At 39.6% G+C, this 26,714-nt stretch carries 22 protein-coding genes and 1 pseudogene; 10 read left to right on the forward strand and 13 right to left on the reverse strand.

The features are described 5' to 3' along the window. Positions 1–5: 5 nt before the first annotated feature. Positions 6–431: a heat shock protein HslJ gene (hslJ, locus tag BDD30_RS18980; protein WP_015834558.1), complete on the reverse strand. Its 426-nt coding sequence runs from the start codon at positions 429–431 to the stop codon at positions 6–8. A 22-nt stretch (positions 432–453) separates the two neighbouring features. Continuing rightward, positions 454–1,458, reverse strand: a complete 1,005-nt coding sequence (locus BDD30_RS18985; protein ID WP_041381906.1) for a 2-hydroxyacid dehydrogenase — start codon at positions 1,456–1,458, stop codon at positions 454–456. Positions 1,459–1,699: 241 nt separating this feature from the next. Here BDD30_RS18985 and BDD30_RS18990 point away from each other — a divergent pair, with 241 nt between their 5' ends. Genes BDD30_RS18990 through BDD30_RS19000 form a run of 3 tightly spaced genes read left to right on the forward strand, consistent with a single transcriptional unit; the run spans position 1,700 to position 4,865 of the window. Continuing rightward, positions 1,700–4,327 (forward strand): YdbH family protein, encoded by a 2,628-nt coding sequence (locus BDD30_RS18990; RefSeq protein WP_015834556.1) that lies wholly within the window; start codon positions 1,700–1,702, stop codon positions 4,325–4,327. Continuing rightward, on the forward strand, positions 4,324–4,521 hold the full coding sequence (locus BDD30_RS18995; RefSeq protein ID WP_015834555.1) for a YnbE family lipoprotein: 198 nt from the start codon (positions 4,324–4,326) through the stop codon (positions 4,519–4,521). Before BDD30_RS18990 ends, BDD30_RS18995 begins: the two co-directional genes overlap by 4 nt. Positions 4,522–4,538: 17 nt before the next feature. After that, positions 4,539–4,865, forward strand: a complete 327-nt coding sequence (locus BDD30_RS19000; RefSeq protein WP_041382840.1) for a YdbL family probable chaperone protein — start codon at positions 4,539–4,541, stop codon at positions 4,863–4,865. Here the strand turns inward: BDD30_RS19000 and BDD30_RS24810 are convergent. Next, positions 4,840–4,962 carry a hypothetical protein gene (locus tag BDD30_RS24810; protein WP_282958054.1) on the reverse strand — a complete coding sequence of 41 codons (123 nt, stop codon included), beginning with the start codon at positions 4,960–4,962 and terminating at the stop codon, positions 4,840–4,842. The two genes, BDD30_RS19000 and BDD30_RS24810, sit on opposite strands and share 26 nt — an antisense overlap. Before the next feature lie 102 nt (positions 4,963–5,064). Then, positions 5,065–5,670, reverse strand: coding sequence for an FMN-dependent NADH-azoreductase (locus BDD30_RS19005; protein ID WP_015834553.1), 606 nt, complete (start codon positions 5,668–5,670; stop codon positions 5,065–5,067). A gap of 279 nt (positions 5,671–5,949) precedes the next feature. On the opposite strand from BDD30_RS19005, the pseudogene hrpA reads away from it, so the two are divergent. Next, a pseudogene (gene hrpA / locus BDD30_RS19010) lies at positions 5,950–9,681 on the forward strand (ATP-dependent RNA helicase HrpA); the annotation flags it as partial. 792 nt (positions 9,682–10,473) lie between these two features. Continuing rightward, positions 10,474–10,692, forward strand: coding sequence for a DUF1902 domain-containing protein (locus BDD30_RS19015; protein WP_015834551.1), 219 nt, complete (start codon positions 10,474–10,476; stop codon positions 10,690–10,692). Between the two features lie 148 nt (positions 10,693–10,840). Here the strand turns inward: BDD30_RS19015 and tssD are convergent, their stop codons facing one another. Genes tssD through BDD30_RS19035 form a run of 4 tightly spaced genes read right to left on the reverse strand, consistent with a single transcriptional unit; the run spans position 10,841 to position 12,797 of the window. Further along, positions 10,841–11,326, reverse strand: coding sequence for a type VI secretion system tube protein TssD (gene tssD, locus BDD30_RS19020; RefSeq protein ID WP_015834550.1), 486 nt, complete (start codon positions 11,324–11,326; stop codon positions 10,841–10,843). 2 nt (positions 11,327–11,328) lie between these two features. Beyond that, positions 11,329–11,856 (reverse strand): hypothetical protein, encoded by a 528-nt coding sequence (locus BDD30_RS19025; protein ID WP_015834549.1) that lies wholly within the window; start codon positions 11,854–11,856, stop codon positions 11,329–11,331. 48 nt (positions 11,857–11,904) lie between these two features. Continuing rightward, a complete protein-coding gene (locus BDD30_RS19030) occupies positions 11,905–12,435 on the reverse strand; it encodes a hypothetical protein (RefSeq protein ID WP_015834548.1) in 531 nt (176 codons plus the stop codon). Then, positions 12,432–12,797: a tlde1 domain-containing protein gene (locus BDD30_RS19035; protein ID WP_015834547.1), complete on the reverse strand. Its 366-nt coding sequence runs from the start codon at positions 12,795–12,797 to the stop codon at positions 12,432–12,434. Before BDD30_RS19035 ends, BDD30_RS19030 begins: the two co-directional genes overlap by 4 nt. 282 nt (positions 12,798–13,079) lie before the next feature. Between BDD30_RS19035 and BDD30_RS19040 the strand changes: the two genes are divergently transcribed. Then, positions 13,080–13,445, forward strand: a complete 366-nt coding sequence (locus tag BDD30_RS19040) for a hypothetical protein (protein WP_015834546.1) — start codon at positions 13,080–13,082, stop codon at positions 13,443–13,445. Between the two features lie 226 nt (positions 13,446–13,671). Here the strand turns inward: BDD30_RS19040 and BDD30_RS19045 are convergent, their stop codons facing one another. From BDD30_RS19045 to BDD30_RS19060, 4 genes are all read right to left on the reverse strand, one after another. Beyond that, positions 13,672–14,664, reverse strand: coding sequence for a fimbrial protein (locus tag BDD30_RS19045; RefSeq protein WP_015834545.1), 993 nt, complete (start codon positions 14,662–14,664; stop codon positions 13,672–13,674). Between the two features lie 19 nt (positions 14,665–14,683). Continuing rightward, the gene (locus BDD30_RS19050) at positions 14,684–17,218 is read right to left on the reverse strand and encodes a fimbria/pilus outer membrane usher protein (RefSeq protein WP_015834544.1); all 2,535 of its coding nucleotides are present in this window, start codon (positions 17,216–17,218) and stop codon (positions 14,684–14,686) included. Positions 17,219–17,260: 42 nt separating this feature from the next. After that, complete coding sequence (locus tag BDD30_RS19055; RefSeq protein ID WP_015834543.1) at positions 17,261–17,935, reverse strand: fimbrial biogenesis chaperone; 675 nt, start codon at positions 17,933–17,935, stop codon at positions 17,261–17,263. Between the two features lie 94 nt (positions 17,936–18,029). Further along, positions 18,030–18,560 (reverse strand): fimbrial protein, encoded by a 531-nt coding sequence (locus BDD30_RS19060; protein WP_015834542.1) that lies wholly within the window; start codon positions 18,558–18,560, stop codon positions 18,030–18,032. A gap of 996 nt (positions 18,561–19,556) precedes the next feature. Between BDD30_RS19060 and BDD30_RS19065 the strand changes: the two genes are divergently transcribed. Together BDD30_RS19065 and BDD30_RS19070 are read left to right on the forward strand one after the other, a co-directional pair. Beyond that, a complete protein-coding gene (locus tag BDD30_RS19065) occupies positions 19,557–20,402 on the forward strand; it encodes an alpha/beta fold hydrolase (protein ID WP_015834541.1) in 846 nt (281 codons plus the stop codon). Between the two features lie 288 nt (positions 20,403–20,690). Continuing rightward, positions 20,691–21,593 carry an Rpn family recombination-promoting nuclease/putative transposase gene (locus BDD30_RS19070; RefSeq protein WP_015834540.1) on the forward strand — a complete coding sequence of 301 codons (903 nt, stop codon included), beginning with the start codon at positions 20,691–20,693 and terminating at the stop codon, positions 21,591–21,593. A 442-nt stretch (positions 21,594–22,035) separates the two neighbouring features. Here BDD30_RS19070 and BDD30_RS19080 read toward each other — a convergent pair whose 3' ends face one another. Continuing rightward, positions 22,036–23,427 carry an amino acid permease gene (locus BDD30_RS19080; protein WP_015834539.1) on the reverse strand — a complete coding sequence of 464 codons (1,392 nt, stop codon included), beginning with the start codon at positions 23,425–23,427 and terminating at the stop codon, positions 22,036–22,038. Positions 23,428–24,440: 1,013 nt separating this feature from the next. Between BDD30_RS19080 and stlC the strand changes: the two genes are divergently transcribed. Then, the gene (stlC, locus tag BDD30_RS19085; protein ID WP_015834538.1) at positions 24,441–25,385 is read left to right on the forward strand and encodes a stilbene biosynthesis aromatase StlC; all 945 of its coding nucleotides are present in this window, start codon (positions 24,441–24,443) and stop codon (positions 25,383–25,385) included. Positions 25,386–25,389: 4 nt separating this feature from the next. Continuing rightward, the gene (gene stlD / locus BDD30_RS19090) at positions 25,390–26,538 is read left to right on the forward strand and encodes a beta-ketosynthase StlD (RefSeq protein ID WP_015834537.1); all 1,149 of its coding nucleotides are present in this window, start codon (positions 25,390–25,392) and stop codon (positions 26,536–26,538) included. The last annotated feature ends 176 nt before the right edge of the window (positions 26,539–26,714 follow it).

Genomic DNA, 26,714 nt, shown 5'->3' on the forward strand with positions numbered 1-26,714 from the left:
TTTGATTACTGAACATAATCCTTTAACTTATAAACCAGCGTATTATTGTCGTGGGATAGCGTCAGTTTTTGATTTTTCAATGTGACTTTAACACCGTCGGCTAATACTTGACCAATCAGGTAATCCCATTTATTTAATTTATCATCAGCGCAAAGCATCTGAGTACTAGCCAGATTCTTAACGGTTAATACACCATTTTTCAGTTTGCCTTGCCCCATAAATAGATTGCACATGGAGCCAGAGATATGCATTTTTTCACCGAATTCAATAGTTGGTACGCGGCCATCTTGATTTTTCGCATTTTCACCATTAACACTTACCAGGACAAATCTGTGATGTTGTAAATCCTCGACTGACACGTTTTCTACCGCTGAGGCTTGGAATGTGGCTAACAATAAAGTTGCTGTTGCCAAAGGTAGTATTTTTTTCATATTTATCTCCTAATATATTATTTTAAGGGTACTTACTAACAATATTCGGGCAATTTTTCCCGTTGATTAATTGCTGGATATTTCTCAGCGTAGTTTCACTGATACTGGTCAGGGCTTCTTCTGTCAGGAATGCCTGATGACCGGTAAACAGCACGTTATGACATGAAGACAAACGACGAAAAATATCATCCTGAATCACGTCATTAGATTTGTCTTCAAAGAAGAGATCGCGTTCATTTTCGTAAACGTCCATACCTAAAGCGCCAATCTTTTGTTGCTTTAATGCAGTAATAGCCGCAGCGGAATCAATCAAGGCTCCTCGGCTGGTATTGATAATCATTACGCCGTTTTTCATTTTGTTGAAAGCAACTTCATTCAACAGATGATAGTTTTCTGATGTCAGCGGACAATGAAGAGATATGATATCGGCTTGTGCATATAGAGTATCCAGATCGACATATTCAGCACCGAGATTTAAAACAGTTTGATTGGGGTATGGATCATAAGCCAACAAGCGCATACCAAACCCTTTAAGAATACGTAAAGTTGCGACACCAATTTTACCGGTTCCGATAATTCCTGCTGTGCGGTTGTGCATATTGAAGCCAATCAATCCTTCGAGAGAGAAATTGGCATCACGAGTGCGTTGATAAGCTCGGTGAATACGGCGATTTAAGCACAGTATTAATCCAATGGTATGTTCAGCAACCGCTTCAGGAGAGTAGGCTGGAACTCGTACAACCTGAATACCAAATTCTTCAGCCGCATCTAGATCGACATTATTAAAACCGGCACAACGCAACGCGAGGATTTTGACATTCATTTCAGCCAATTCTTTGAGCACTTCGCGGTCAGCATTGTCGTTAACGAAAATACAAACAGCATCTGCACCAATAGCGTTTTTGGCAGTTTGTGAACTGAGAGGAAAATCAAAAAACTCAAAATCATAATCAAACCCGAGCTTTTGATTAACCAGCTCCAGATGCTTATAGTCATACTGTTTGGTACTGTAAACGACTAATTTCATGGAATTATCTCCGCTATAATTTAAGTAGCTAATAAATTGTTTAGAGCTTAAATTATTGCTGACGTAAAGGGTTAAATAAACCAATAAATTAAGTAACTCTATGGGTGTATTGCTTGCTGCTTCCCTATATGTTCAACATAATTCTCTTAGTAATCAATGTCTTAGTTTAAGGCGTGTCTACTAAATTATGGAATAATAATAGAAGTAACCGATCTAAGGCTTAATAAGAAGAGGCAGTGATTTGATAATTAAAGGGTTAAAAATATGCATTATCGTACTGATATTGTTGATATTACTGGCATTAACTGTATGGTTTTCCGTCCCTTATTGGTTTCCTAAGGTTGCGGGTTATTGGTTACCTCAGGGAATGACAGTTTCATTGCAACAGCCAGAATGGAAAAATGGGGCTTTGCAACTAGACGATATTTCATTTCAAGTGAACGATTGTAAGCTTATTCGCATATCACAATTGTCCGCCAGTTACCCATATTCAGCCATAGACCAAGGTCATAACTGGAAATTAAATGCTTCAGCCATTAGCGGGGATATCAATTGCCTGAATCAGTTACCTAAATCTGCGGAAAGTGTTTCTTCACTTTCCATCGCTGATGTTTTGTCTGCTATTCCACGGATGAGTTTGTCTGTGGATAATTTTTCTTTTAATCCATGGTCGGATTTTGCTGGAAAACTCATATTCGATTCTTCTTCTCAGGAACAAAAACTGAGTTATCAGGGGAAGAATGTTAAATTGTTAGCTCATATTGATGATCAGGAAATGCTGATAGTTGATCAGTTGACAATTAAGTTACCAGAACAGGAAATCAGCCTTAACGGTGAAATGAGTTTACCCCTTGATTTAGACAAATTACCGGCTCAAGGCAAGGTTGACGGTGAAATTATTACCAATCAATATCCACGTCCGTTAAATATGACGTTAGGTTGGCAAAGTCAATCTGGCAAACTGACTATTAGAGAAAAAGGGACAGTAGTGCCTTTGGCTGAATTACCTTGGCAATTTAGCAAGCAACAGTTTTCTATCATTGATGGCAAATGGCAGTGGCTGAATGCGGAACAGCCTCTTGCTGGTGGAATTAATATTAAGATTGATCGTTGGCAACAAGGGTTAGATAACCTGCGGATTAGTGGCCGAATGAATCTGGTTACTCGGGGCAAACATGGTAAAGCTAATATGGTGTTGACGGTAAGACCGAGTCGGATAAGTCCATTAAATATGGAACTTCCTTTTCAATTAACAGGTCAGATCAATGTGCAGGATATGAGTATGGCAATGTCACTGCCTGCGGTAATTAATGGTTCGTTGGTTAATCCGAAAATTAATTTCCAGTCAGGCTCATTGCTCCGGGCTTGGGGACGTTTGTCTGATGAATTTATAGTTAAAGATATCCGATCACCACTAGCAGGTTCTTATCTGACACGCGAAGGTTTTACTGGGCGATTACAGGCAATTGTTAATGCACAGCACGGTTACTGGGGAAAATTTCGTCTGCATCTTGACGGTCATGCAGAGAATTTTATGCCAGATAAAGGCCATTGGCACTGGCGCTACTGGGGGAATGGCGATTTGCCACCACTACAGGCTAAATGGGATATCGCCGGAAAAGGGCACTGGAGTGATACACTGATTAGTGTCAATGAGCTGACAAGTGGTTTTGATATTGTTAAATATGGCATGCTCCGAATGGATACACCGCGCCTGCAATTAACAAAACCACTACAATGGCAACGCTCAAAAAAATCTCCTGTTTTTGAGGGTAATTTGCAATTGACAGCGAAAGAAACTGCGTTTCGGTCTGGTGGTTTTTTACCGCCTTCTAAACTGGCAATAAAATTAACAGGGGAAAGCCCTAACAACTTTAGGCTTAATGGCGAGCTTTCATCAAAAAATATTGGACCGATTCCTTTTTATGGTCGCTGGGATGGAACAAGATTGCGCGGTGAAGCGCGTTGGCCAACCCAATCCTTATTAGCATTTCAGTCATTGATACCTGAGAATTTAGGGATAAACCTGCGGCAAGGCGATCTTTATGCTCAGGCGGCTTTTTCTGCCGCACGGGGACAAGGTTTTGTTGCTGGCGGTCACTGGGTTGTAAAAAATGGGAGTATGTGGCTTAAAGATGGTGAGATCAGTGGCCTTGATTTTGTTTTACCGTGGCGGTTAAGAGACAGTATCTGGCAACTTGGCGTGAAATCGCCGGTTCAGCTAAGAGTGAAAACATTCAATAATCTGTTTGAAATGCATAACCTGACCGCTGATTTACAGGGATTTTATCCTCCAACGGAACAAAAACCGCTGGAACTGAACAATGTCAGTGTGGATATATTGGATGGCCGTATCAGTCTGAATAAATTGAGGATTCCTCAGCATAATGCGGCTATTCTGACACTTGATCGGCTGGAATTGAGCCGCCTTTTTACTGTGTTGAAAGTTAAACAGTTTGCTATGTCCGGCAAGATTAGTGGAAAATTGCCATTGTTTCTTAATAATGAACGTTGGATAGTTGAGCAAGGCCGGATTACCAACACTGATTATATGACCTTACGTCTGGATAAAGACACGATAGATTCCATTAATAAAGATAACATTTCCGCTGGTGCAGCAATGGATTGGTTACGTTATTTGGAAATCAATCGCTTATGGGCGCGAGCCAGTCTTAATAATTTAGGTATATTGACACTTAGCGCTGAGATTCATGGTGTGAATTCATTGATAGATAAAAAACGGCAAGTGAAGCTGAATTACAATCATGAAGAAAATATCTTCCATTTATGGCGTAGTTTGCGGTTTGGTAATAATCTTGAGGATTGGCTACAGCAGAATATATCGATATTAAACGGGAGTGATAAATGACAAAACAAACCGGAGTAGGGTTGCTACTACTATCGATGAGTTCTCTGATACTGTCAGGTTGTGTGCGCCTTGAAGTAGCAACGCCTGAGAAGCCGATCAATATTAATATGAATGTCAAAATTGAGCATGAAATTCATGTAAAGATAGACAAACAGATTGAAGAGATGCTCAAGAGTAATACAGGTTTATTCTAGGAGCTTAGCATATGAATATGAAAAAGAAATGTGCGGGCATATTACTGTTGGCTGGTGTATTGTTCAGCCCGTTCTCTGTAGGAATGACTCTGAATGAGGCAAAACAGCAAGGGCTGGTAGGTGAAACTTTCAGTGGTTATCTGGCTGTAGTGAAAACAGATATTCAGGCACAGGCTTTGGTGATAAAAATAAATCAGGCGCGTGAGAAAAAATACGCAGAGGTTGCTACCAGTAATAACATTTCTACAGAACAAGTCGCTAAACTGGCGGGTGAAAAACTGGTAAATAGAGCAGAACCTGGAGAGTATGTACAGGGTATTAATGGCCAATGGTTGAAAAAATAAAAGCGCGCCAGGTAGCGCGCAAAATACAGCCAATATTAATATACCCTTCATCCTTCAAGTTGCTGCTTTGTTGGCTGCTTTCACTCACCCCAGTCACATAGTTATCTATGCTCCTGGGGATTCGTTCACTTGCCGCCGCGCTGCAACTCGAAATCTATTGATATAGATGAAGTAATGTGTGAATTATGAATAAAAATGATTATCTGGTAGTGATTTTTTCCAGAGTTTCACGGGCAGCCTGTTGCGCTTGATTTGCAGTATCAGGGCTTAATCCTACGCCTTCAACAAACACAAATTCCACATCAGTAAGACCGAGGAAACCCAGAAACAGGCGTAGATAAGGTACTAATAGATCACTAGGGCCGTCTTTATGGATACCCCCACGGCTGGTCAGAACAATTGCACGTTTGCCTTTTATCAGACCTTCAGGGCCATTCTCGGTATAACGGAAAGTCACACCCGCGCGGGCTATCAGGTCAAAATAGTTTTTCAGTTGGGTTGGAATGTTAAAGTTGTACATCGGAGCTGTCATCACAATGACATCATGATCCTGCAACTCAGCAATCAATTCGTCAGATAACGCTAAAGCCTCTTGCTGACGAGCAGTCATTTCATTACCCGTTGGACGTAATGCATGAACCAGTTCGTTATCCAGAACAGGGATAGGCTGTGCAGCCAAATTGCGTACTGTAATATGGTCATCAGCATGGTTAGCTTGCCATTTTTCGATAAAGAAATCTGCCATTTGGTTAGTGTGTGAATGCTGCGCCATAATGCTGGATTTCAGAACCAGAACTTTACTCATTTTTATTCCTTAAATTAACTTTTGAAGTTCACTTGTTAATCACGACGTCGTCATTCTATGAGTTATTACATTCTGGTAACAGATCAATATTTAGAGATTAGAATTCAAATTTATTGAATGACTTTACCCGTACCAATATCCATTCAATGAGTGCCGGCTGAAATTATCTCCAATAAATAGGATGTGCTACTATGTTGCCAATAAAAACTGAGCCATCAATAAACACAGGCTAATCAGCAAAATAAGAAATAAAAGGACTAATGTAAGGTGAAAGAATTTCAGAAAATCATTAATCGTCAGGCTGTCTGTCCAACAATTAAATATCCAGAAAACCTGCCTGTCAGCCAGAAGAAAGATGATATTTATAAAGCTATCCGTGACCATCAGGTTGTGATTATCGCCGGCGAAACTGGTTCAGGTAAAACAACGCAGATTCCGAAAATCTGTCTTGAACTGGGAAGGGGAATAAAAGGATTAATTGGTCATACTCAACCCCGGCGACTGGCAGCTCGTGCAGTTGCTAATCGTTTGGCGGAGGAATTAGAAACTTCAGTAGGTTCAGCTGTAGGTTATAAAGTTCGTTTCAGTGACCATGTAGGCGATAATACATTGGTTAAGCTGATGACCGATGGTATTTTGTTGGCGGAACTGCAAAATGACAAACTGCTTAAACAGTATGACACTCTGATTATTGATGAAGCACATGAACGTAGTTTGAATATTGATTTTATTCTGGGTTATTTGCGTCAGTTACTGCCAAAGCGTCCTGATTTGAAAGTCATCATCACTTCAGCGACTATCGATCCTGAGCGTTTTTCTCGCCATTTTAATCATGCGCCGATTATTGAAGTTTCCGGTCGAACCTATCCGGTAGAAGTGCGTTATCGGCCTGTGATGGGGGATGATAATGATGGAGAACGGGATCAACTTGAAGCAATTATTGATGCTGTTGATGAGTTAGGGCATGAAGGACCTGGGGATATCCTGATATTTATGAGTGGTGAGCGGGAGATTCGCGATACCTCGGATGCTTTGAATAAACTGAATCTGCGTCATACCGAAGTATTGCCGCTGTTTGCGCGTCTTTCTAACAGTGATCAGAACCGGATTTTCCAGTCACACTCTGGCCGGAGGATTGTATTGGCAACTAACGTGGCAGAGACATCTTTGACGGTACCGGGAATTAAGTATGTGATTGATACCGGCTATGCACGTATCAGTCGTTACAGTTATCGGACGAAAGTACAGAGATTGCCGATTGAACCAATATCTCAGGCATCGGCAAATCAGCGAAAAGGGCGCTGCGGACGCGTATCTGATGGAATTTGTATCCGCCTGTATTCAGAAGATGATTTCCTTTCACGGCCAGAATTTACTGATCCAGAAATCCTGCGTACTAATCTGGCATCGGTTATTTTGCAAATGACATCAATTGGTCTTGGGGACGTCAGTGCGTTCCCGTTTGTACAACCCCCTGATAAACGTAACATTCAGGATGGTGTACGACTTCTTGAGGAACTTGGTGCTATTGACCAGAAAACCACTGTTCAGGGTAATTACCGTCTTACCTCAATAGGACGCCAGCTTGCTCTGCTTCCCGTTGATCCTCGGTTGGCGCGTATGGTATTGGAAGCGCGCAATCATGGTTGTGTGCGTGAAGTGATGGTTATTACTGCTGCGCTGTCTATTCAAGACCCAAGAGAAAGGCCGCTGGAGAAACAGCAGGCTTCCGACGAGAAGCATCGCCGATTTGCTGATAAAGACTCAGATTTTATTGCATTCTTGAAATTATGGGATTTTTTGAAAGAGCAACAAAAGGCGCTATCTTCTACGCAATTCCGTAAATTGTGTCGTCAGGATTATCTTAACTATCTGAGAGTCAGAGAATGGCAGGATATATATACCCAGCTCCGGCAAGTGGTGAAAGAAATTGGTTTACCGGTAAATAGCCAGGATGCAGATTACCGCAGTATTCATGTTTCGTTACTTTCAGGATTGTTATCGCATATTGGCCAGAAAGATACAGATAAGCAGGAATATACAGGTGCCCGTAATGCGCGTTTTTCTATTTTTCCTGGCTCCGGTTTATTTAAAAAACCGCCTAAATGGGCAATGGTAGCGGAACTGGTTGAAACTAGTCGTTTGTGGGGGCGTATTGCTGCCAGAGTAGAGCCTGAGTGGGTTGAGCCGTTAGCGGTACATTTGGTGAAATATCATTACAGCGAGCCGCACTGGCAGAAATCGCAGGGTGCTGTAATGGCTAAGGAAAAAGTCACTTTATATGGTCTGCCAATTGTGGCTAGCCGTCAGGTTAATTACAGCAAAATAGACCCAATGCTTTGCCGTGAATTATTCATTCGTCATGCGTTAGTGGAAGGAGATTGGCAAACCCGGCATGCATTTTTCCGCGCGAATTTAAAATTACGTGAAGAGGTTGAAGCGCTGGAACATAAATCCCGCCGTCGTGACATTCTGGTGGATGATGAAACCCTGTTCAGTTTTTATGATCAACGTATACCTCAGAGTGTAGTTTCTGCTCGCCATTTTGATCGCTGGTGGCAGAAGTCAGGGAAAGAACAGCCGGAGCTGCTCAACTTTGAAAAAAATATGTTGATCAGAGGTGATGCAGATAAAATCAGCGCATTAGATTATCCTAATTACTGGTACCAGAATTCACTGAAATTGCGGTTAAGCTACCAATTTGAACCGGGTACCGAAGCCGATGGTGTGACGGTTCATATTCCGTTGCCAGTGCTGAATCAGATTAAAGATGATGGATTTGACTGGCAGATCCCAGGTATTCGTTACGATCTCGTCGTTGCTCTCATTAAATCGTTGCCGAAACCGGTTCGTCGTAATTTTGTGCCTGCGCCAAACTATGCTCAGGCATTTATGGAGCGAGTATCTCAGCCACAATCTAGTTTACTGGATAGTCTTGAGAAAGAATTAAGGCGCATGACGGGTGTGACGGTGTCGCGTGATGATTGGCAGTTAGGACAAGTACCGGACCACCTTAAAATGACGTTCCGAATTGTAGGCGAGAAAAACCGAACTATTGCTGAAGGCAAAGATTTATCTGCACTGAAATTCCGCTTGAAAGACAAAGTTCAGCAGACACTTTCAGCTGTAGCTGATGATGGTATTGAACAGAGTGGGTTACATATCTGGAGCTTTGGTGAATTACCGGAACGGTATGAGCAAAAGCGTGGGGGCTATTCCGTCAAAGCCTTTCCGGCATTAGTGGATGAGAAGGAGAGTATTGGTATCAAATTGTTTGAAACTGAACTGGAACAACAGATTGCCATGTGGGAAGGTACTCGCCGTTTGCTGTTACTAAATATTCCTTCACCAATTAAATACTTACATGAGAAATTGCCGAATAAATCCAAATTGGGTCTCTATTTTAATCCTTATGGCAAAGTGCTGGATCTCATCGACGATTGTATCTCTTGTGGTGTGGATAAATTGATGGCAGGGCATGGTGGGCTAGTTTGGAATGAGCAGGCTTTTATTCAGTTACAGGATAAGGTTCGGGCTGAGTTGAACGATACGGTTGTGGAAATTGCTAAGCAGGTAGAACAGGTACTCACTACCGTTTTTGCGATTAACAAACGTCTTAAAGGCCGAGTCGATATCTCACTGGCGCTGGCGTTATCTGATATTAAAGCACAGATTTCTGGTTTGGTTTTCAGAGGATTTGTCACCGCTAATGGCTGGAAGCGTTTGCCAGATATTTTGCGTTATTTGCATGGTATTGAGCGTCGTTTGGAAAAATTGGCGATTGACCCACATCGGGACCGGGCGCAAATGGGGCGTGTTGAGAATGTTCAGCAACAATGGCAGCAATGGTTGGTGAAATTATCGCTGCAACAGAAACAGCAGACTGAGGTACAAGAAATTCGTTGGATGATAGAAGAGTTGCGAATTAGTTTGTTTGCTCAGCAACTGGGTACACCCTATCCGGTATCAGATAAACGAATTTTGCAAACAATGGAGCAAATTGCTTCCTGAGGAAAAGAAAAGCCAGAGACTGCTTATACCCTTTATCTTTCAAGTTGCAGCTTTGTTGGCTGCATTCACTCACCCCGGTCACAGAGTTATCTATGCTCCCGGGGATTCGCTCCCTTGCCGCCGCGCTGCAATTTGAAATCTATTGGGTATATAACTACTAAAATACAGATAATGAGTCTCAGATTCTTCAATGTAATTTAACGGTTTTTTATTATACTCATGGCCCACGATTTTTTCATTTGTCTAACATGTAATATGGGAACCGGCTCCAAATTTTATGTAACTGTATCATTATAATGCCTGAATTTATTAGAGTCTTTAATAGCAATTTTTTGAGTCAGATATCTCTACCTATTATATTGACTTGAATTCACTACAATGAGGGGATGATAGAAGAAATAGTCATTATCATATTAATAGTGATGATGACGAAATATAATCAATAAGTTATTGTTGTTGATTTCGTGATATGTAAAAAGTTATTTCTTGATAATTTAATTATATCAATGACATACCTGATATGATATATACCCTTTATCTTTCAAGTTGCAGCTTTGTTGGCTGCATTCACTCACCCCGGTCACAGAGTTATCTATGCTCCCGGGGATTCGCTCCCTTGCCGCCGCGCTGCAATTTGAAATCTATTGGGTATAGAATTATCTGAACTATTATAGCAACCACCAATTAGTAGTCTATTTTAACCTTAAGTTAAGGGTGGCTCAAATAATACCTTTTCTTACATTATTGTGTGGGCTATTATTACCAAATGGTAGTAAGTGATAAGGGGGAGTTATGAACACAGTTTATAAAGCGCATTTCGGTGATCGGCAAACTAGTTTTGTTGTAAAAGTCACTCATGATGACGTCTGGATTGCTGAATGTGATGAATTAGGGTTAGTAACCGAAGCCAAAACCTATGATGAATTGACAGCACGAGTATGGGAGATAGTTCCAGAGTTATACGAGATGAATGGGCTTGGTAATAATCCTGATGCGATGAAAATTATGTAAAAATAACTATAGCCACCCAAGTATATATAATAAATCTCGAATTTTTCAATGTAATTAATAAATTATTATTGTTGATTTATTGATATGTAAAAGGTTATTTCCTAATAATAATGAAAGGCCATTTTCTTGGCCTTCTTTTCTATGTGATTTAAACTCTCTCATTCCAGCTATCAGAATGAATTATATTTCCAGTATTATACTTCCAGATGATTTTTTCGTAGCGAAGTTCAACGATTTCCATATGATTGAATTTTTCTTTTGATGCATACTTTATATCGAACATAACAGGAACAATATTAACCACTTTTACATTTTCCATGAAAGTATTGAAATACTCTTTTTCTTGTCCATGTTCATTTATTTTATACCATTTTAACTCTGCTGATTTTAATGTTTGCCCTGTGGTTAGTGCCTTATAAAGATAGGGTGATGACGAGTCAATTTCTTTTTCAATCATAAATGGGAGATGTTTCCTCGTTCCAGTCAATTTTCCCGTATTATCATCATTGGCGATACTGACACTATGATGAAGACCCAAAACCTCAATACTGCCTTCTCTACCATAGACATCAACAGAACCTTTAATATCTGATCCGCCATCGTCTTTTATGTACATATAGAGAGGAATAGCCATCGTTAATCTCCTTCAGAAAATGATTTTGAATTACCAGTAGTAGAAATAAGTTTTTGTAAGCATTTTTCACCGCCTTTGTTTTTATACAGTGCACGAATACTGTCAACGACATATTGATTTAATTCTGCTTCTGTTCCTTGATAAAAGGGTAGTGAACATACAGAGTCAGTGCTAATTGAAATACTAGAGTCATCAAGAATAGATAATACTCCGTTTACGTTTTTCGGTAATGCAGTAGCTAACGCTGTTGATAACGTTTCTGATGAATGGGCGTCGCTGCCTTTTACAAGTAGAGGAGCTACTTTGAGCCACACTATATCTCCACTTGCAATATGATCTGTTATATAATCCCATTCTCCGTTGTCTCCTTCTGGCATATTTGCAATTACTGCTCTTGCACCTTGCTGTTTTATTTTCAATGTCAATTGCTCTGGTGTTAAATTCGGATATGGATTTTTAGCTATAATATGGCGATCTACGGCTAGTGAATAGAATGATGCCAGCATTAAAAGCAAAATCAGTTTTTTCATTTGACCACCAGAATTGTATCTTGAAAAGGGAATGTCTAAATACCATGATTAGTGCTCCTGAAATGTTTTTGATTTACCGACAGTATTAACAAGCGTTTTTAAACAATTTGCGCCTTTTTTTGATTTATACAGTGCTCTGATACTTTCGATGATATATTGATTTAATTCTGCTTCGGTACCTGAATAAAATGGCAGTGAACATACAGAGCCGGTGCTAATTGAAACGTTAGCATCATTAAGGACCGACAAAACAACTGCGGCATTCTTTGGTATAGCTGTTGCAACAGCTATTGTTAGATCTTCTGCTGAACCTGCATCGACTCCAGTTGATAATATCGGAACAATTTTCAACCATTCAGAATTACCACTTGATATATGAGATAAAATGTAATCCCATGTGCTGTCATCAGTATTAGGCAAGGTTGATATTACGAATTTTCTTGCTCCCATTGAATTTACTTTTTCAGTAACTTGTTTTGGTGTCAGGTTAGGGTAGGGATTATTTGTTCTAAATGATCCTGCTGCATAGGCATTAAAAGCTAAAAGGCTTAAAGCTATTGTTGGAAGTAATTTTTTCATGGTACTACAACTAATATATCATCACTGGATGAAGCAATATTTTTCCTCAATGCTGCCCCGTTTATAACGATACAACCCTCAGAAGCTTGATGATATGAACCGTCATTTCTATCTCCGTGGATTCTAAAAGCATCCCGTCCATAAGTGTTTGTACCTAAAATTGGAACGAGTTTTACGGTATATGGGCCTTTATGATTATTGTATCCGTTAATTCTATAATGGCCTTGCGGAATAGGGCCTGTTAAATATACGTCCTGCATAGATGGGTTATTTATCCCAGCTCCATGACCACTATAACCTTTTGCAATAAAAGAGCCGTTATGTGTTAGCTCGCCAGTGCTTTGTGAATATTTCCACGTCATACTTGTTTCCATTAGTAAATATTAAGAAATTTAACTTTAAACTTAATAAACATTTTTAAAAGCATAATTTTGTAAAAAAAAGAAATTTTTTGTAAATTAATTTATGAAAGGCAGATTCGAATAATAGTGATAACCACGTCACGTTGGTTTTTATAGACTCCTTTAAGCTGAGTTAAATTATCAGTAATTGTCATTATTTTGACATAGCGTATTCAGATATTGTACGGGTAATATCTAAGCGATGTTAGGCAAGGTTAATTTAATATAAATAAGGGAATTGCTATGATAAATAGAAAAGTGAGTGTTCTTGCAGGATTGTTTTTATCTTTGATTGCTGGAACAGGGATAGCAGCTGAAAAAACATCGGCTGATAAAATAGGGCAGGGAGTTTTTCCGGGTGATTTTACTTGTTCAAGATATTTCCCTGCCGACGGTGAGTATATAGGAAAATTTGTTTATTCTTTTTCTGTAGATAGCTGGGGATATAATTGGTATTGGTTTACAAGCTTAAACTCGGATGATGCGGGATGTGTAGGGATTGAGAAAACAGTTGCGAGACATGATAAAATCGCTTATGACGCCTTTGCTCAAAGTAAGATTGTAAAAATTAGACTCGATAAAAATCGTATAACAGGAATAATCCAGTAATTCTATTCATTATTCTTGATGATTTTATTTAAAATACTTTATTGCTAAACCAGTGCTTTAATTGTGCTGGTTTTTTCTTTATATCTCAATAATCATTACATAGAGATTATTACAATGTGGAAAATGTTAAAAGCTGATTGACAGTTTAGATATCCATAAGTCTTAATTTCTCCTGAAAGGCATCAGCCAAAAAATAAATTTTCTATAACTGATGCAGATAAATTTATTACTGATAAGTTAATGTCATTGTCGCGGTCACATTTGCCTGCCCGGGGGTAATATTGCGATCGGTTTGGAAATAGCGGGCATGTAAAGGAATAGAGAACTTCCTGCCTGAATAGCTGTTGCCGATATTGATTTGTGAATGGATAATTATGGGTTGATTGTTGTAAAGGATTTGCATACCGACACCAGAAGCTGTTATGTGATTATTATCCTGATCGAGTGCCCAAACATGATATAAATTATTCTTTGCTTTCTTTCCATCAAGCATTAATTGAATATTAACATCATCATCACAAGCTAAAATAACCTCAAAATCTTTTCCGCCTGCGGTACTATTAACACCAGAAAAATCGCTTTTCTTGATATCACCCATAGGAACAACAATATTGGTATCTTTCAGCGAACAGCTCTTTGTAATAATCCGGGTATTTCCCAAGTGGTAGGTATGAACGACGTTATCATTTATTCGAGCTTGAATTAACTGATCGTTTCTAACAAAACCAGAACCTGTCGTTGGTGCTATTTTTATCAGTTGAATTGTCAGATATCCCCATGTATTTCCACAATACCAACGACTTGAATTGTCACAGCTTACAGGGTCATGAGCAATACGAGGTAACCAGTCTAAACCATAGCCGGGACCCCAGGTATTTATTCTTATACCAACACCGGGAACACCAGATTCATAAATAGCGTCTTTGTTGTAGTCTGCACTTTTATAGGATGTATATCCCCATGATGTTTTAACGTTTTTATCGCAATAAAAGATATTGCCTTTATTGGCTAATTCATCAGCACGATATTCATAAATGGTTGTGCCAATAGCGTGATCTCTTGGCACATATAAAGTGCCAAAAGACAGGTGAGTAATTTCCGGTTTAAATGCTTTGTCAAACTGGCAGTTAGCGGCAAAACTATAGGGACTGATTGCTAAACCAGTAAATAAATGAGCGATAATGAGTAACTGCTTAATTCTATTGTAAATATTGAGCATCGTATTTTCCTGAAAATAGTTATTTGCAGTGAGCTTCTATTATATAGATGCCAGATAAAGGTTTTTCTTCTGATAACTTGTAATCGACATTACATTCCTGAATATCCTGATAACCCCACTTAACCAATAATCGTCCACTATCGGGTAAACCCGTGAGGTAAACTTGTCCTTCATGACTGACAATCGCACTGTTTGTTTCATCAATTTCATGGTATTTTTCTAACGTGACAATTGCCCCAAAAGGAATAGGATTACCTTGATAATATAGGTTTATCAGAACCCTATGACCTATTCTGGTTTGGAAATTAGCTAAAACTAAAGCACCTTGAGTCGGAATAACCGTCTGGGCATTAACATCAATATCAACATTATCGGCTAATGAATGGGTATCCAGTGCAATGCGGTTTTTTCGGTAGCTGCTAACATAAGGAATAATCGCGAGGCCGTTCCAATCGGTAGCAATACCGACATTATTATGGATCTTTATTCCTTTAGCACCATCGGTCCGGACTAATGCCAAGGTATCACCTAAATGTTGTGAAAGAGTGATGCCATATGGGTGGGCAACAATTCCGCCTTGAAGTCCGTAATTCAGTTGGCGAGAATGGCGGTCATAACTATAACCAGCACTAATCTGACTATAAGATCCTTTATATTCTGCATGAGCATAACCGCCAACGCCAGTACCGTGATTTGCGTAACTCTGTTGCAAGCTATAAGTTAAATTATTGTCTTCAAGTGCCGTACCACTTAAACCTGTTTGGTGAGAAATATCCTTATTTTTATTTGTGTTCAGGTTATAGTAGGCCCAGTTATTTTTCAACCAGCGATCTAATGGAACTTGTATGCTAAATGAAAAAAGTTGCTCGTTTTTATTCGTATTGGGGAGTTGGTTATAAGTGTAATTAAGATTGTAATTAATGTTGTTATAACTGGTGCTATAACCGGCATTGATACTGCGCTCATAGCCATTTTGTTGCCAATAGTTTTGCTGAAAAGCAGATAGATATAAACTGCCCCAATTTCCCAGAGACTGATTAATATGCAATTGTAGCTTACTTCTCTTATTGGTGCGATAACGCCAGTCACTATTATTAGAATTATCTATATCATTGGCTTCTTTAAAGTCATAAAAGCCACGTGTTGAATAACGATAACCTGCCAGAGTAAAATTAGTCCCTGTTAATGAAAGATCTTTTGCATATTGAAAACGGTAAGATTGCCCTTCGGCACTTGTATTTGATTGTAAATCAGTATTTGCGTGGGTTATATCAAAGGAGAGAGAGCCTAATGTACCTAAATTATAGCCTGATCCTAAAGCCATTGATTGATAATCTTTTGATAAAATAGTACCGCCATAGATGGTGATATTATTAGAAAGGCCATAGATTAATGTACTTTGGACAAAATTAGGTTCTCTTCCTCGATTATTTGATGATTGATATTGACCCAGTGCCATCGAATATTGAATCCGACCTTCCCGTAGCATGATGGGAACAGTCGAAAATGATTGAATAGATTGGCGCTCCTGACCATCTGCCTCTTTAATAATAACTTCCAGATTTCCGCTTGATGTGGTTGAAAAAAGGTCATTAATGACAAATGGACCAGGTGCGACATAAGTCTGATAAATGATATAGCCATTTTGCCTGATCGTAACTTGCGCATGACTTTGAGCAATTCCGCGGATAGTAGGAGCAAACCCTTTTAAGCTGTCTGGTAACATATTATCGTCAGAAGTTAACTGTAGGCCACGAAATTGATTACCATCGAAAATATGAGAGGATGTAAAGCTATCACCTAAGGTTAATTGTCCTTTCAATGAATGAATATCCCGTTGTAAATAGGTGTTAATACTTTTCCAACTCTTATTACGGCTGGTATAGGTGGAATAATTACGCAAGCGCCATGCTTGCCAATTAGCACCTGTTCGCAGATTCAGATAATTGGTTTGTTTAGAGCCAGATTTATTGTCTTGCCAACTGTTTGATCCACTATAACTGTAATTAATTAACAATGAAGTTAATCCTTGCTGCCATAGTTCAGGTGAAACATAACCTCTTGCCTGGTTGTTTAATGCCGCTTGTGGAATGCTGATATCCAGCCTTTGCTGACTAAAATTAAAGGTTGTATTTGCTGATGGGATATATTGGCCTAAATCAGACAGTTCTGTTTCTGGTGGTAAACTGACTAATTCTGGAAATGTATCAATTTTTACTCCCATGTCCTGTAATTGTTGAATTGTCAGTTTAGGGAGTAATTTATTGTTTATCATAACAAAGGTTACGTTTCTAGTATTGACCTTATCTTTGTTAAGATAAATATCTACCCAGTAAACACCAGGGGGGTAGTCATCTTGTGTGAAAATAGAGAGATCAATATCTTCGGGTGAATCAGTACCTGTTTCTAAGGCATGAATGTTGAAATAATCTTCAGAATAAGCGAGAGTAGAACAAAAGAGTACTCCGATTGTTATAAATAGCGGTAATAAGCGCCACGGGTATTCAATATGATATGGATTTTTATTAATTTTATGCCGTGAGTACTTTTCCATAATTAATTTTCTAACATAGAACACATTAATGTAACTTTTTTGTTAAATAATTGTTTTTTCTTCGGCAGTCACACCACCAAAATCATTAATCGCTTTCCAACTAACTTGTTTTATGTTTTTTACCGGTAGGGACCAACTCAGTTGACTAAAAGGTTTAATCATTCCTGCTGGTTTTATTTCATGTTGATCAGCCTTTAAATATGAAAGTGAAATAAAGTAAGGGGTGGGATTTTCAGCAACTAATACATTATTTTCTGCTCGGAATTTGAGCTGCTTATAGGCGACACTGGATTTTTCTGCTAAATTTACAGGCCGGTAAAATAATTTAAACTTTGATTTAACTGTAATTTGTAATTGATTTTGATCTGATTTTACCGAGGCGGGAATAGACTTCACATTGAGCCAAAAAAGTGACTCCCGATCGTCAGGCAGGTTAGTTCCTGTTTTCACAATGCGTACGATATTTTCATTACCGGCTGTGAGCTTAAAAATCGGTGGGGTAACAATAAAGGGCGTTTTGGTATTATCGTTTTCATCCTGAATCCAGGACTGGATCAGATAAGGTGCATCTTTTTCTGGGTTATGTATAGAAATGGAGGCTTCTTTTTTATCACTGACATAGATAACGCGGGTTCCGCCAATGACGACGCCTGCGATAGCAAAATTTATGCTGATCATATATAGAAATATCATTGCCAATAAGCGTTGGTATTGCACGGTAAGTTCTCCGTTTTATCGTATTTTTATACGTTATTTTGTGGGATGAGTGGGCATCCGTGCCCATATTTCTTAGTTACTCAGTTTGGTTGTCTTAATTATAAACAATAGTAAAGTTGGCAACTGCGTCACCAGAGCCAGGACTAATTGTTTGAGCTGTTGCAATATACTTGGCAATAAACTTCAATTCTGCCGTTTTTTGATCAGTAAACGCTTGGAATTTGGATGCCTTGATTAAAGGAATCAATGTTGAGCTATCTTCTTCATAAATGCCAATAGCAACACCATCAGCGACGGCTTGACCTTTATCGTTGGATAGGGCTAGAAGATTGCTATTTTTACCATCTGTTTGTCCATCAAATTTAACTTGTGCATTACTGTATTCTGGTGGGCAATCACTCAGTTTAATGCTGAAAGGTGTTGCGGCAGCGGTGCTGTCTACACCATTAAATGCACTTGAGCTAATTGTGCCCATATTCACGTTTTGGTTTGCAGAATTGGTATCGATTTTACAAGCATTAGCGATGATATTACCTGTAAAGTTGATTTTTCCATCAGCTGCATTTGCTACGGAAATAAATACAGAAGATGCAAGTAAGGATGAAATAATCAGTTTAGCTTTCATTTTAAATAGATCCCAACCCTGACGAGTATTACGTCAGGAAAATAGAAATGTTGATTTAATCGAAACTGTATATCCCCTTTATCCTTCAAGTTGCTGCTTTGTTGGCTGATTTCACTTACCCCAGTTACAGAGTTATCTATGTTTCTGGGGATGCGTTTACTTGTCGCCGCGCTGCAACTTGAAATCTATTGGGTATAAATGTCAATACAGTATATAAAGATCTAAAGTTCTTATCCGATAATAAGAATCATATCCCAGACAGTGTTTGCTTTGGAGTTTCTTATTTAGGATAAGATTTGGCTGATAATAGCGATTTATTCGTAAGAATCCAAAGAATGACTCGATAATATTCTGTATTTGAGATTTTTATCTATAATTAAAGACTAAACAGGATTTTTTTCATGGTTTATTGTAATTTATCATATGGAATAAACTATTGTGCTAGCTAATCAGAATATTTATTAATTAATAATTAGTTATAAAATCAATTGTGATTTTCATCACAATTAATGTATTGGTCTGAAAAGTTTATTCTTTTTTTGTCTGTTTTATTAGCTTGGCCTTATTGTTTCATGTGGTTATTTTTTCTTTTGGGAATGTGTATACATGATAAAGTAAGTTCTTTAGATTGTATTAAATATAGCTTAATCAAGTTTATATTTCTCATCTGATCTTCTGTTTACTTCTCACTAGACTAATAATTTTTTGCAGATATAAGCTTTGAACTGCAATATCTTTCGAACGTGTTCTATTCAATACAAGCAGGATTTTCAGCATTATCTTTCCAGCAGTATGTATAATATTGGAGTCCTATGGTTGTATTCTCCTGCTAAGAGAATTATGTCAGAACCGGATTCAAGAATTATCGAATTAGCTGAAAAACTACCTCATGAATGGGGAGGATAAGGCTTAGCCGCGAACATCGGGCTTGGGCGGATCTATAGCGCGTGTCCGGATAATCTTTAACGTATACGTCAACGCAGTAAGGGAGGAAAAATGAAACAGTTCGTCTTTGCATTGGGCTTATTGGCCAGTGCGTTTGCGGTTGCACAGCCCGTTTCGGCCATGGAAGCAGAGCAGAAAACCGTCACTAATGGCGCGGCATCAATCGAATATTCAGTGCGCGGTAAGGGACCTCTGATTATGATGATCGCTTCAACCGGGCGGGGAACGGCGGAATTCGCGCCGCTTGCGGATCGACTAGCGGCGCGCGGTTATCGAGTTGCTCTGCCCGAGCCGCGCGGAATCCTAGGGTCGACCGGTCCGATGGAGAACGTGACCTTCCACGATTTTGCCGACGATTTTGCGGCGGTGGTTACGGCGGAAGGTGGCAAGGCAATTGTGGTGGGTCACGCTTATGGTCACTGGATCGCCAAGACAATCGCTTCGGATTATCCCGAAATGACGCGTGGCATAGTGCTTCTGGCAGGAGCCGCGAAATCTTGGCCCGCAGAACTCTCGGATGCGATTACTGTGATTAGCGATCCGAAATCTACCCGTGAAGCGCGATTAGCGGGGCTTCGGCTTGCCTTTTTCGCAGAAGGCCATGATCCGACGCCTTGGCTTGAGGGTTGGCATGCCGATGTCATAAAAAGCCAGTCCGCGGCGCATAAGCTGACCGATAGTCAGGATTGGTGGGCGGGTGGAACGGCGCCTATCTTCGATCTTCAGGCGGGGTCTGACCCGTTTCGACCTGAAAAGTCGCGTATGGAGGCAAAGGACGAGTTTGGCAACCGCGTTACTGTTGTAGTGATCAAAGGGGCTAGCCATGCGTTGCCTGCCGAGAAGCCGATCGAGACAGCAGATGCAATTGCAGATTGGGCCGACAAACTGAACAAATAACTAAGTGTAATCCAGTCTCTGTCAGGGCATTCGAACCGAGCTTGCTTTGGTGCGAATTTTCTTGGCAGGGACGGCGCTAATTACCAGCCTTAAGAGCTGGCAGCCTTGTTTCTCCTACATCGGATTCGAGTAGAAGACTTAAGAAACCTGAACTTCTCTTAAGAAGGAAATTAAAGTATCTGAAATACGATCAAAGTTTTTGTCAAAGAAAATTCAAGACATCTCAGTCCGCTTGGTTTCTTGCTTAATATTCCTTCAATATAAAAGAAAGTATGCTACCATTCACCGATGAAGAGAAAAAATACACCAACGCCACATGACGCTGTTTTTAAACAGTTTTTAAGTCATATTGATACTGCCAGAGACTTCCTGGAGATTCATTTGCCTGCGACATTACGGGCAGTTTGTGATCTGGATACATTACGGTTGGAATCAGGGTCGTTTATTGAAGACAATCTGCGTGCGCATTATTCCGACATTTTGTATTCATTGAAAACAGCGCAGGGTGAAGGTTATGTGTATTGCGTGATCGAGCACCAAAGTTCCCCGGACAAAATGATAGCATTCCGATTAATGCGCTACAGTATTTCAGCAATGCAACGGCATCTGGAGCAGGGACATGAAAAATTGCCGTTGGTCATTCCGGTGTTGTTCTATCACGGGAAAATACAGCCGTATCCCTGGAGTACCAATTGGCTCGACTGTTTCGATGCTTCGGCCCTGGCGAAGGAAATCTATTCCGGCGCATTCCCGCTGGTAGATGTGACGATAATCCCGGATGATGAAATCTTGACGCACAAACGGGTCGCGCTACTGGAAATAGTGCAAAAACATATCCGACAGCGTGATATGGCGGAATTACTACAAGAGCTGGTTATACTGCTGGCGTATGATTACTATACGGATGAACAGCTAAAAAGCGTGCTAAACTACTTATTACAGGCGGGAGATACCGCCGATCCAGAGGGTTTTATCCGGCGGCTGGCAGAACAGTCCCCGAAGTATGAGGAGGTATTGATGACTATAGCGCAGAAATTGGAGCAGAAAGGACGTCAGGAAGGATTGCAGGAAGGCGAAAAACGGGGGATTATGAAAGTCGCGTGGGCGATGATCGACATGGGTATCGATCGTGAAACAATAATGAAAACTACTGGGTTGAGCCAGAAAGAACTTGAGCAAATACGCCACTAACTTGTATTGAGAGTTCTTAATCAGCATTCAACGATTCGTGTTAAAAGAGGATCTTACGGCGACGGGCAGAACAGCCCCCGAAGTATGAGGAGGTACTGATGATAATAGCGCAGAAATTGGAGCAGAAAGGATGCCAGGAGGGACGTTAGGAAGGATTGCAAGAAGGCCGATGATTGAGTCAATGCACGAAACGCATAGAAGCGGCACATTTACATTCCAAGCGATAAGACCGAGTCTGAATCTACGTGCTTCTGAAATCTCTGTTCTTAAGCAGAACTGAGGTTAAGAACCATTCGACCCGGTGACTCTAACAATATTAGTTACAACATACATTTAAATACACTACCAAAAAATATGTCAGAACAGCTCAAAAACGAAACAAATTGCTATATGAAAACATAGCAAGCCATTACAGGAAAGTAATGGCCTGAATTTGATGGGATTACTTAATTAACAGCCAGATTGCAGGGATTGATGTTATCAGCAATGTGACAATAGCGAGCTTTTCAACCAGATAAAGGTTGTTTTTCTGCGAATTTTGACTGCGTGCATACAAGAAAACAATAAAACCTGGGGCATAGAGAACGACGGATAATAGTAAATTCATTAAACCAGATGCATAGAGCAGCCATATGCCATAAATACAGGCACCAACGGCAACCAGTAATAATCCTTTATTACCACGACGAAAAGCGATCTTTAATAAAAATGCACCAACTAGGAAATAGGGCACTAAAATCATCTCTGATGCAATTGCCAGTAATGAATTGTAGTTGCTTCCGTTTAACCAGATAAAAATGAGGGAGAGTTGTACTGCACCATTCGTCAACCACAGGGAAGATGATGGTGCGTTATTGCTGTTTTGCTGACCAAAAACTTTTGGAAAAGAGCCATGTTGGGAAGCGATAAATGGAACTTCAGCCGCCATGATTGTCCAACTCAAATAAGCGCCGCAAACGGAAATAATTAATCCAGCAGCAATAATTATTTCGCCTAAAGGACCAACAAGTCCTACCATCAGATTCGCCATTGATGGATTACGTATTTCTGCCAGCTCAGGCCGTGGCATTAACCCAAGAGAGAGTAGGGTAACTAATATGTATATTCCCAATGCAGTGATGACGGCTAGCATGGTGGCAATACCAACATCGGCGCGTTTTTTCGCTCTGGCTGAAACTACAACTGCACCTTCGATCCCAATAAACACCCAAAGGGTGATTAACATAGTGTCTTTTACTTGTTGCCAGACAGGAACACCCAGATCAATACCTTTAAAGTCAAGATTAAAGACATCCATCTTAAATGCTATCGCAGCAAGAATGATGAAAGCACCTAAAGGGAGTAATTTTGCCATTGTTGCTAGTTTATTGATTCCTGCTGCGGTTTGAACACCACGAAGTACCAGCCAGTGTACAAACCAGAGTAGAATAGATTCTCCTAACAGGGACTGCCAGGTATTACCGTCACCAAAAACGACTACCCCCTCTTTATCAGTAAAAAAGCTCAGTGCGGCAAAAACGATGACCAGATAGGAAACATTGGCAACTACGGCACATAGCCAATATCCCCAGGCAGAACAGAAACCTATTAATTCACCAAAGCCTTCTTTGGCATAAGTGAAAATTCCGCCATCAAGATCTGGGCGAAGGCGGGAGAGAAGTAACAATGTGGTAGCCAGAAATAGGATACCGACACCTGTTATTCCCCAACCGATTATTAACGCTGCTGGGCTGGCAACTTCGGCCATATTCTGCGGTAGGCTGAAAACACCAGCACCGACCATAGAGCTGAGTACCAGGGCAGTAAGCGCTGTGAGACCTAGTTTTTTTTCCAAAGATATGTTCCTAAAATGACACAAACTGCATTGTTAGCCAGTTCATTACCCTGATCAAACAGATGAATTGGGTATTGGGTTTTCATCGCGTCCAAGCTGTACAGAACGGAAAAACAGACTGGTTAAACCTAGAATAGAGGGCGATTCTACGGAGGGTGTGGGTTAGATGCAATGGTTTTCTATGCAAATTACCATAAAATTTATGCACTGATTGATGATGGTTAAAGAGCAATGCTATCTAGATAATTTACTCTTATACCCAATAGATTTTGAGTTGCAGTGCGGCGGCAAGTGAACGCATCCTCAAACTTGAAGGATGAAGGGGATATAAACTTATATGAATAATTTTTGTAATGTTGATTATTGTGTCAAGAGAAATAAATGATAAGTGTAAAGAATATTGATTATTATTACTAATAAAGTATTTTTTATTTTAATTTTTCAATCGATATCAAAGTTTAATGAAAATGATTGAGGCGGACATAGTTTTCCTCTTTGATTTTTATTTTGTTATGTAATATTTCTATTGAGAAATAATAATTTCAAGTTTATATATCAATTTGTCAAATTAATTCATTGAACATTGCCAGGTAATAATATTTTAATTTTGATTAAATAAAAAACAATTTTATTTATTATCTTGTTGATTTTATTGGTGAGTTTTTTTTGATTTTAATTGATTTTGTTAATTTTAGACTGAAGTTAATATATTTTTATCAACTATTTTTAGAGGTGACAAATTAATTTTCGTCAATGTGACATAAAACTATTATTATATAAAAATAAAAAAATCATGTTGACAACGACCACTTTGATTTATATTGTTTGTGAAAATATTAATCTGTCATTTATTATCCCATTTTCTTGTATATGTTTTTAATTTTCAGGAATGATTATATGTACATATGCCAAAAAAAAATTCCGGGTAGTTAGGGGATATTTGCTATTAAAATGATTGTCTTTTAGGTGCCGATAAGTGGCTCAGTATTAAATACCCATAAAGGTTAGAACATATGAAACGTGTTCTGGTGGTGTCATATTCTCAAAGTGGTCAATTGAACGAGGTGATAAAAAACTTAATTGCACCTCTGCATGAATCGGATGAAATATACATTCGTGAAGTTATTGTGAAACCGATTCCAGAATTCCCATTTCCCTGGTCGTTTTCTGAATTTGTTGATGCTTTTCCAGAAACAGTGCAGTTGCATTCACCTGAAATAGCTCCTTTACATCTGGAAGACGAAGAACCTTTTGACTTAGTGATATTAGGCTATCAGGTTTGGTTTTCATCTCCATCTCCTCCAATAGTCGCGTTCCTTAAGAGTAAAGAGGGAAAACGGCTACTTAATGGCAAACCGGTAGTAACGGTTGTTGCTTGCCGAAACCTGTGGTTGATGGCTCAAGAAACGGTCAAAAAACTCTTGCATGAAAATGGCGCGTATTTACGCGACAACGTGGCCTTTATTGATAAAGTGAATTTTTTTATCACATTGTTCACAACCCCTATGTGGTTAATGACAGGAAAAAAACAACCGATTTCTAGTTTGCCGCCAGCAGGAGTGTCAAAGGAAGATATTCAAGGAGCTAAACGTTTTGGGGATGCGTTGCTAATAGCACTTAAAGAGGATAAAGAGAAAGTTGATGCCCCAATGTTGAAAGGCTTAGGGGCGGTGTCTGTCGACCAATCTTTGATTTTCGGTGAACATGCTATACATCGGGGATTTGGATTTTGGTCCGGGTTTATTTACCGTGTAGGCAAGAGGGGAAAATGGGTAAGGCGTTCTTTATTGACTTTGTTTGTGATCTATTTGGTATTAATGGTGTTGGTTGTTTTGCCCATTTCAATGGTTATTCGCCGTTTACTTACAGTATTGCTTAAAAAACGTCTTAATGAATTACAAAAATACTATGAACAACCATCTGGTTCTGCCCGCTATGATAATAAAGGAGATAGATAAGTAAATGAGTAATAACGTTTATATCACTAAAGTTTCCGCTTTTATGCCGGGAAACCCAATAGATAATGATACAATGGAATCTGTCCTTGGTTTTGTTAATAACAAACCATCAAGATCTCGTCATATAGTACTGCGTAATAATGGTATCAAGTATCGCCATTATGCACTGGACCCGGAAACGGGTGAGGCAACCTACTCAAGTGCCCAATTAGCGGCTGAAGCAGTAAAAGGTTTGGTTGATGAACACTTTTCTTTAGATGATATGCAAAGTCTGGCAGCAGGTTCTGCTATCCCAGATCAGATCATACCGGGTCATGCCGTTATGGTTCATGGTGAACTGAAGAATGAACCTTGTGAAATTGTTTCAACTTCAGGCTCTTGTCTTGTGGGCATGACAGCGATGAAATATGCTTATTTGTCTGTTCTCTCGGGAACGACAAGTAATGCGGTGGCCGCAGCATCGGAAATAAGTTCATCTGTACTGCATGCGCGTAACTTCCAAAATGAAAGTGAAACTCGGGTTGCAGAATTGGAACTGCGTCCTGAAATTGCTTTTGAGAAAGATTTTCTGCGTTGGATGCTTTCTGATGGCGCTGGTGCTGTTTTGCTTGAAAATAAACCACGGGCTGATGGTATTTCGTTACGAATTGATTGGATAGACACGTACTCTTTTGCAAATGAGCTAGATACATGTATGTATGCTGGTGCAGAAAAATTAGCGGATGGCAGTTTAAAAGGTTGGGCACAAATGAATCCGGCTGATTGGCTTGCCTATTCTGTTTTCTGTATCAAACAAGATGTTAGACACTTAAATGAGCGGGTTGTTAAATATACGCTTAGTGAACCTTTGAGAAGAAGTGTAGAGAAGCGTAATTTATCAGCAGATTCCATTGATTGGTTCTTACCTCATATATCATCTGAATATTTCCGCATGAAAATGTCAGCAGGTCTTGATGATATTAATTTCAGTATTGATCAGGACCGTTGGTTTACTAACTTAACGACTAAAGGGAATACTGGATCGGTTTCTATTTATATCATGCTGGATGAACTTATTAATTCGGGTAAACTGAAAAAAGATCAGCGTCTTTTATGTTATATCCCTGAAAGTGCCCGATTCTCCGGGGCGTTCATGCACCTAACTGTTGTGTAAATATATAATATTATCAATGACATACTAAATGGATTTCAAGGTGCATCGCGACGGCAAGGGAGCGAATCCCCGGGAGCATAAATAACTCTGTAACCGGGGTGAGTGAGTGCAGCCAACAAAGAGGCAACTTGAAAGATAACGGGTATATACCCCATGGATTTCAAGATGCATCGCGA

It is taken from the genome of Photorhabdus asymbiotica (genome assembly GCF_003634575.1).
Classification (GTDB): Bacteria; Pseudomonadota; Gammaproteobacteria; order Enterobacterales; family Enterobacteriaceae; genus Photorhabdus; species Photorhabdus asymbiotica.

Excerpts from the sequence above, each read along its gene's own strand:
- BDD30_RS19070 (WP_015834540.1), top strand. The coding sequence starts at position 20,691 with ATGAAGAGAAAAAATACACCAACGCCACATGACGCTGTTTTTAAACAG.
- BDD30_RS19045 (WP_015834545.1), bottom strand. The coding sequence starts at position 14,664 with ATGCTCAATATTTACAATAGAATTAAGCAGTTACTCATTATCGCTCAT.
- BDD30_RS19025 (WP_015834549.1), bottom strand. The coding sequence starts at position 11,856 with ATGAAAAAACTGATTTTGCTTTTAATGCTGGCATCATTCTATTCACTA.
- stlD (WP_015834537.1), top strand. The coding sequence starts at position 25,390 with ATGAGTAATAACGTTTATATCACTAAAGTTTCCGCTTTTATGCCGGGA.
- BDD30_RS19060 (WP_015834542.1), bottom strand. The coding sequence starts at position 18,560 with ATGAAAGCTAAACTGATTATTTCATCCTTACTTGCATCTTCTGTATTT.
- BDD30_RS19015 (WP_015834551.1), top strand. The coding sequence starts at position 10,474 with ATGAACACAGTTTATAAAGCGCATTTCGGTGATCGGCAAACTAGTTTT.
- tssD (WP_015834550.1), bottom strand. The coding sequence starts at position 11,326 with ATGGCTATTCCTCTCTATATGTACATAAAAGACGATGGCGGATCAGAT.
- BDD30_RS19040 (WP_015834546.1), top strand. The coding sequence starts at position 13,080 with ATGATAAATAGAAAAGTGAGTGTTCTTGCAGGATTGTTTTTATCTTTG.
- BDD30_RS19050 (WP_015834544.1), bottom strand. The coding sequence starts at position 17,218 with ATGGAAAAGTACTCACGGCATAAAATTAATAAAAATCCATATCATATT.
- BDD30_RS18995 (WP_015834555.1), top strand. The coding sequence starts at position 4,324 with ATGACAAAACAAACCGGAGTAGGGTTGCTACTACTATCGATGAGTTCT.
- BDD30_RS19035 (WP_015834547.1), bottom strand. The coding sequence starts at position 12,797 with ATGACGTGGAAATATTCACAAAGCACTGGCGAGCTAACACATAACGGC.
- BDD30_RS19005 (WP_015834553.1), bottom strand. The coding sequence starts at position 5,670 with ATGAGTAAAGTTCTGGTTCTGAAATCCAGCATTATGGCGCAGCATTCA.
- BDD30_RS19000 (WP_041382840.1), top strand. The coding sequence starts at position 4,539 with ATGAAAAAGAAATGTGCGGGCATATTACTGTTGGCTGGTGTATTGTTC.
- BDD30_RS18985 (WP_041381906.1), bottom strand. The coding sequence starts at position 1,458 with ATGAAATTAGTCGTTTACAGTACCAAACAGTATGACTATAAGCATCTG.
- BDD30_RS19065 (WP_015834541.1), top strand. The coding sequence starts at position 19,557 with ATGAAACAGTTCGTCTTTGCATTGGGCTTATTGGCCAGTGCGTTTGCG.
- BDD30_RS19030 (WP_015834548.1), bottom strand. The coding sequence starts at position 12,435 with ATGAAAAAATTACTTCCAACAATAGCTTTAAGCCTTTTAGCTTTTAAT.
- stlC (WP_015834538.1), top strand. The coding sequence starts at position 24,441 with ATGAAACGTGTTCTGGTGGTGTCATATTCTCAAAGTGGTCAATTGAAC.
- hslJ (WP_015834558.1), bottom strand. The coding sequence starts at position 431 with ATGAAAAAAATACTACCTTTGGCAACAGCAACTTTATTGTTAGCCACA.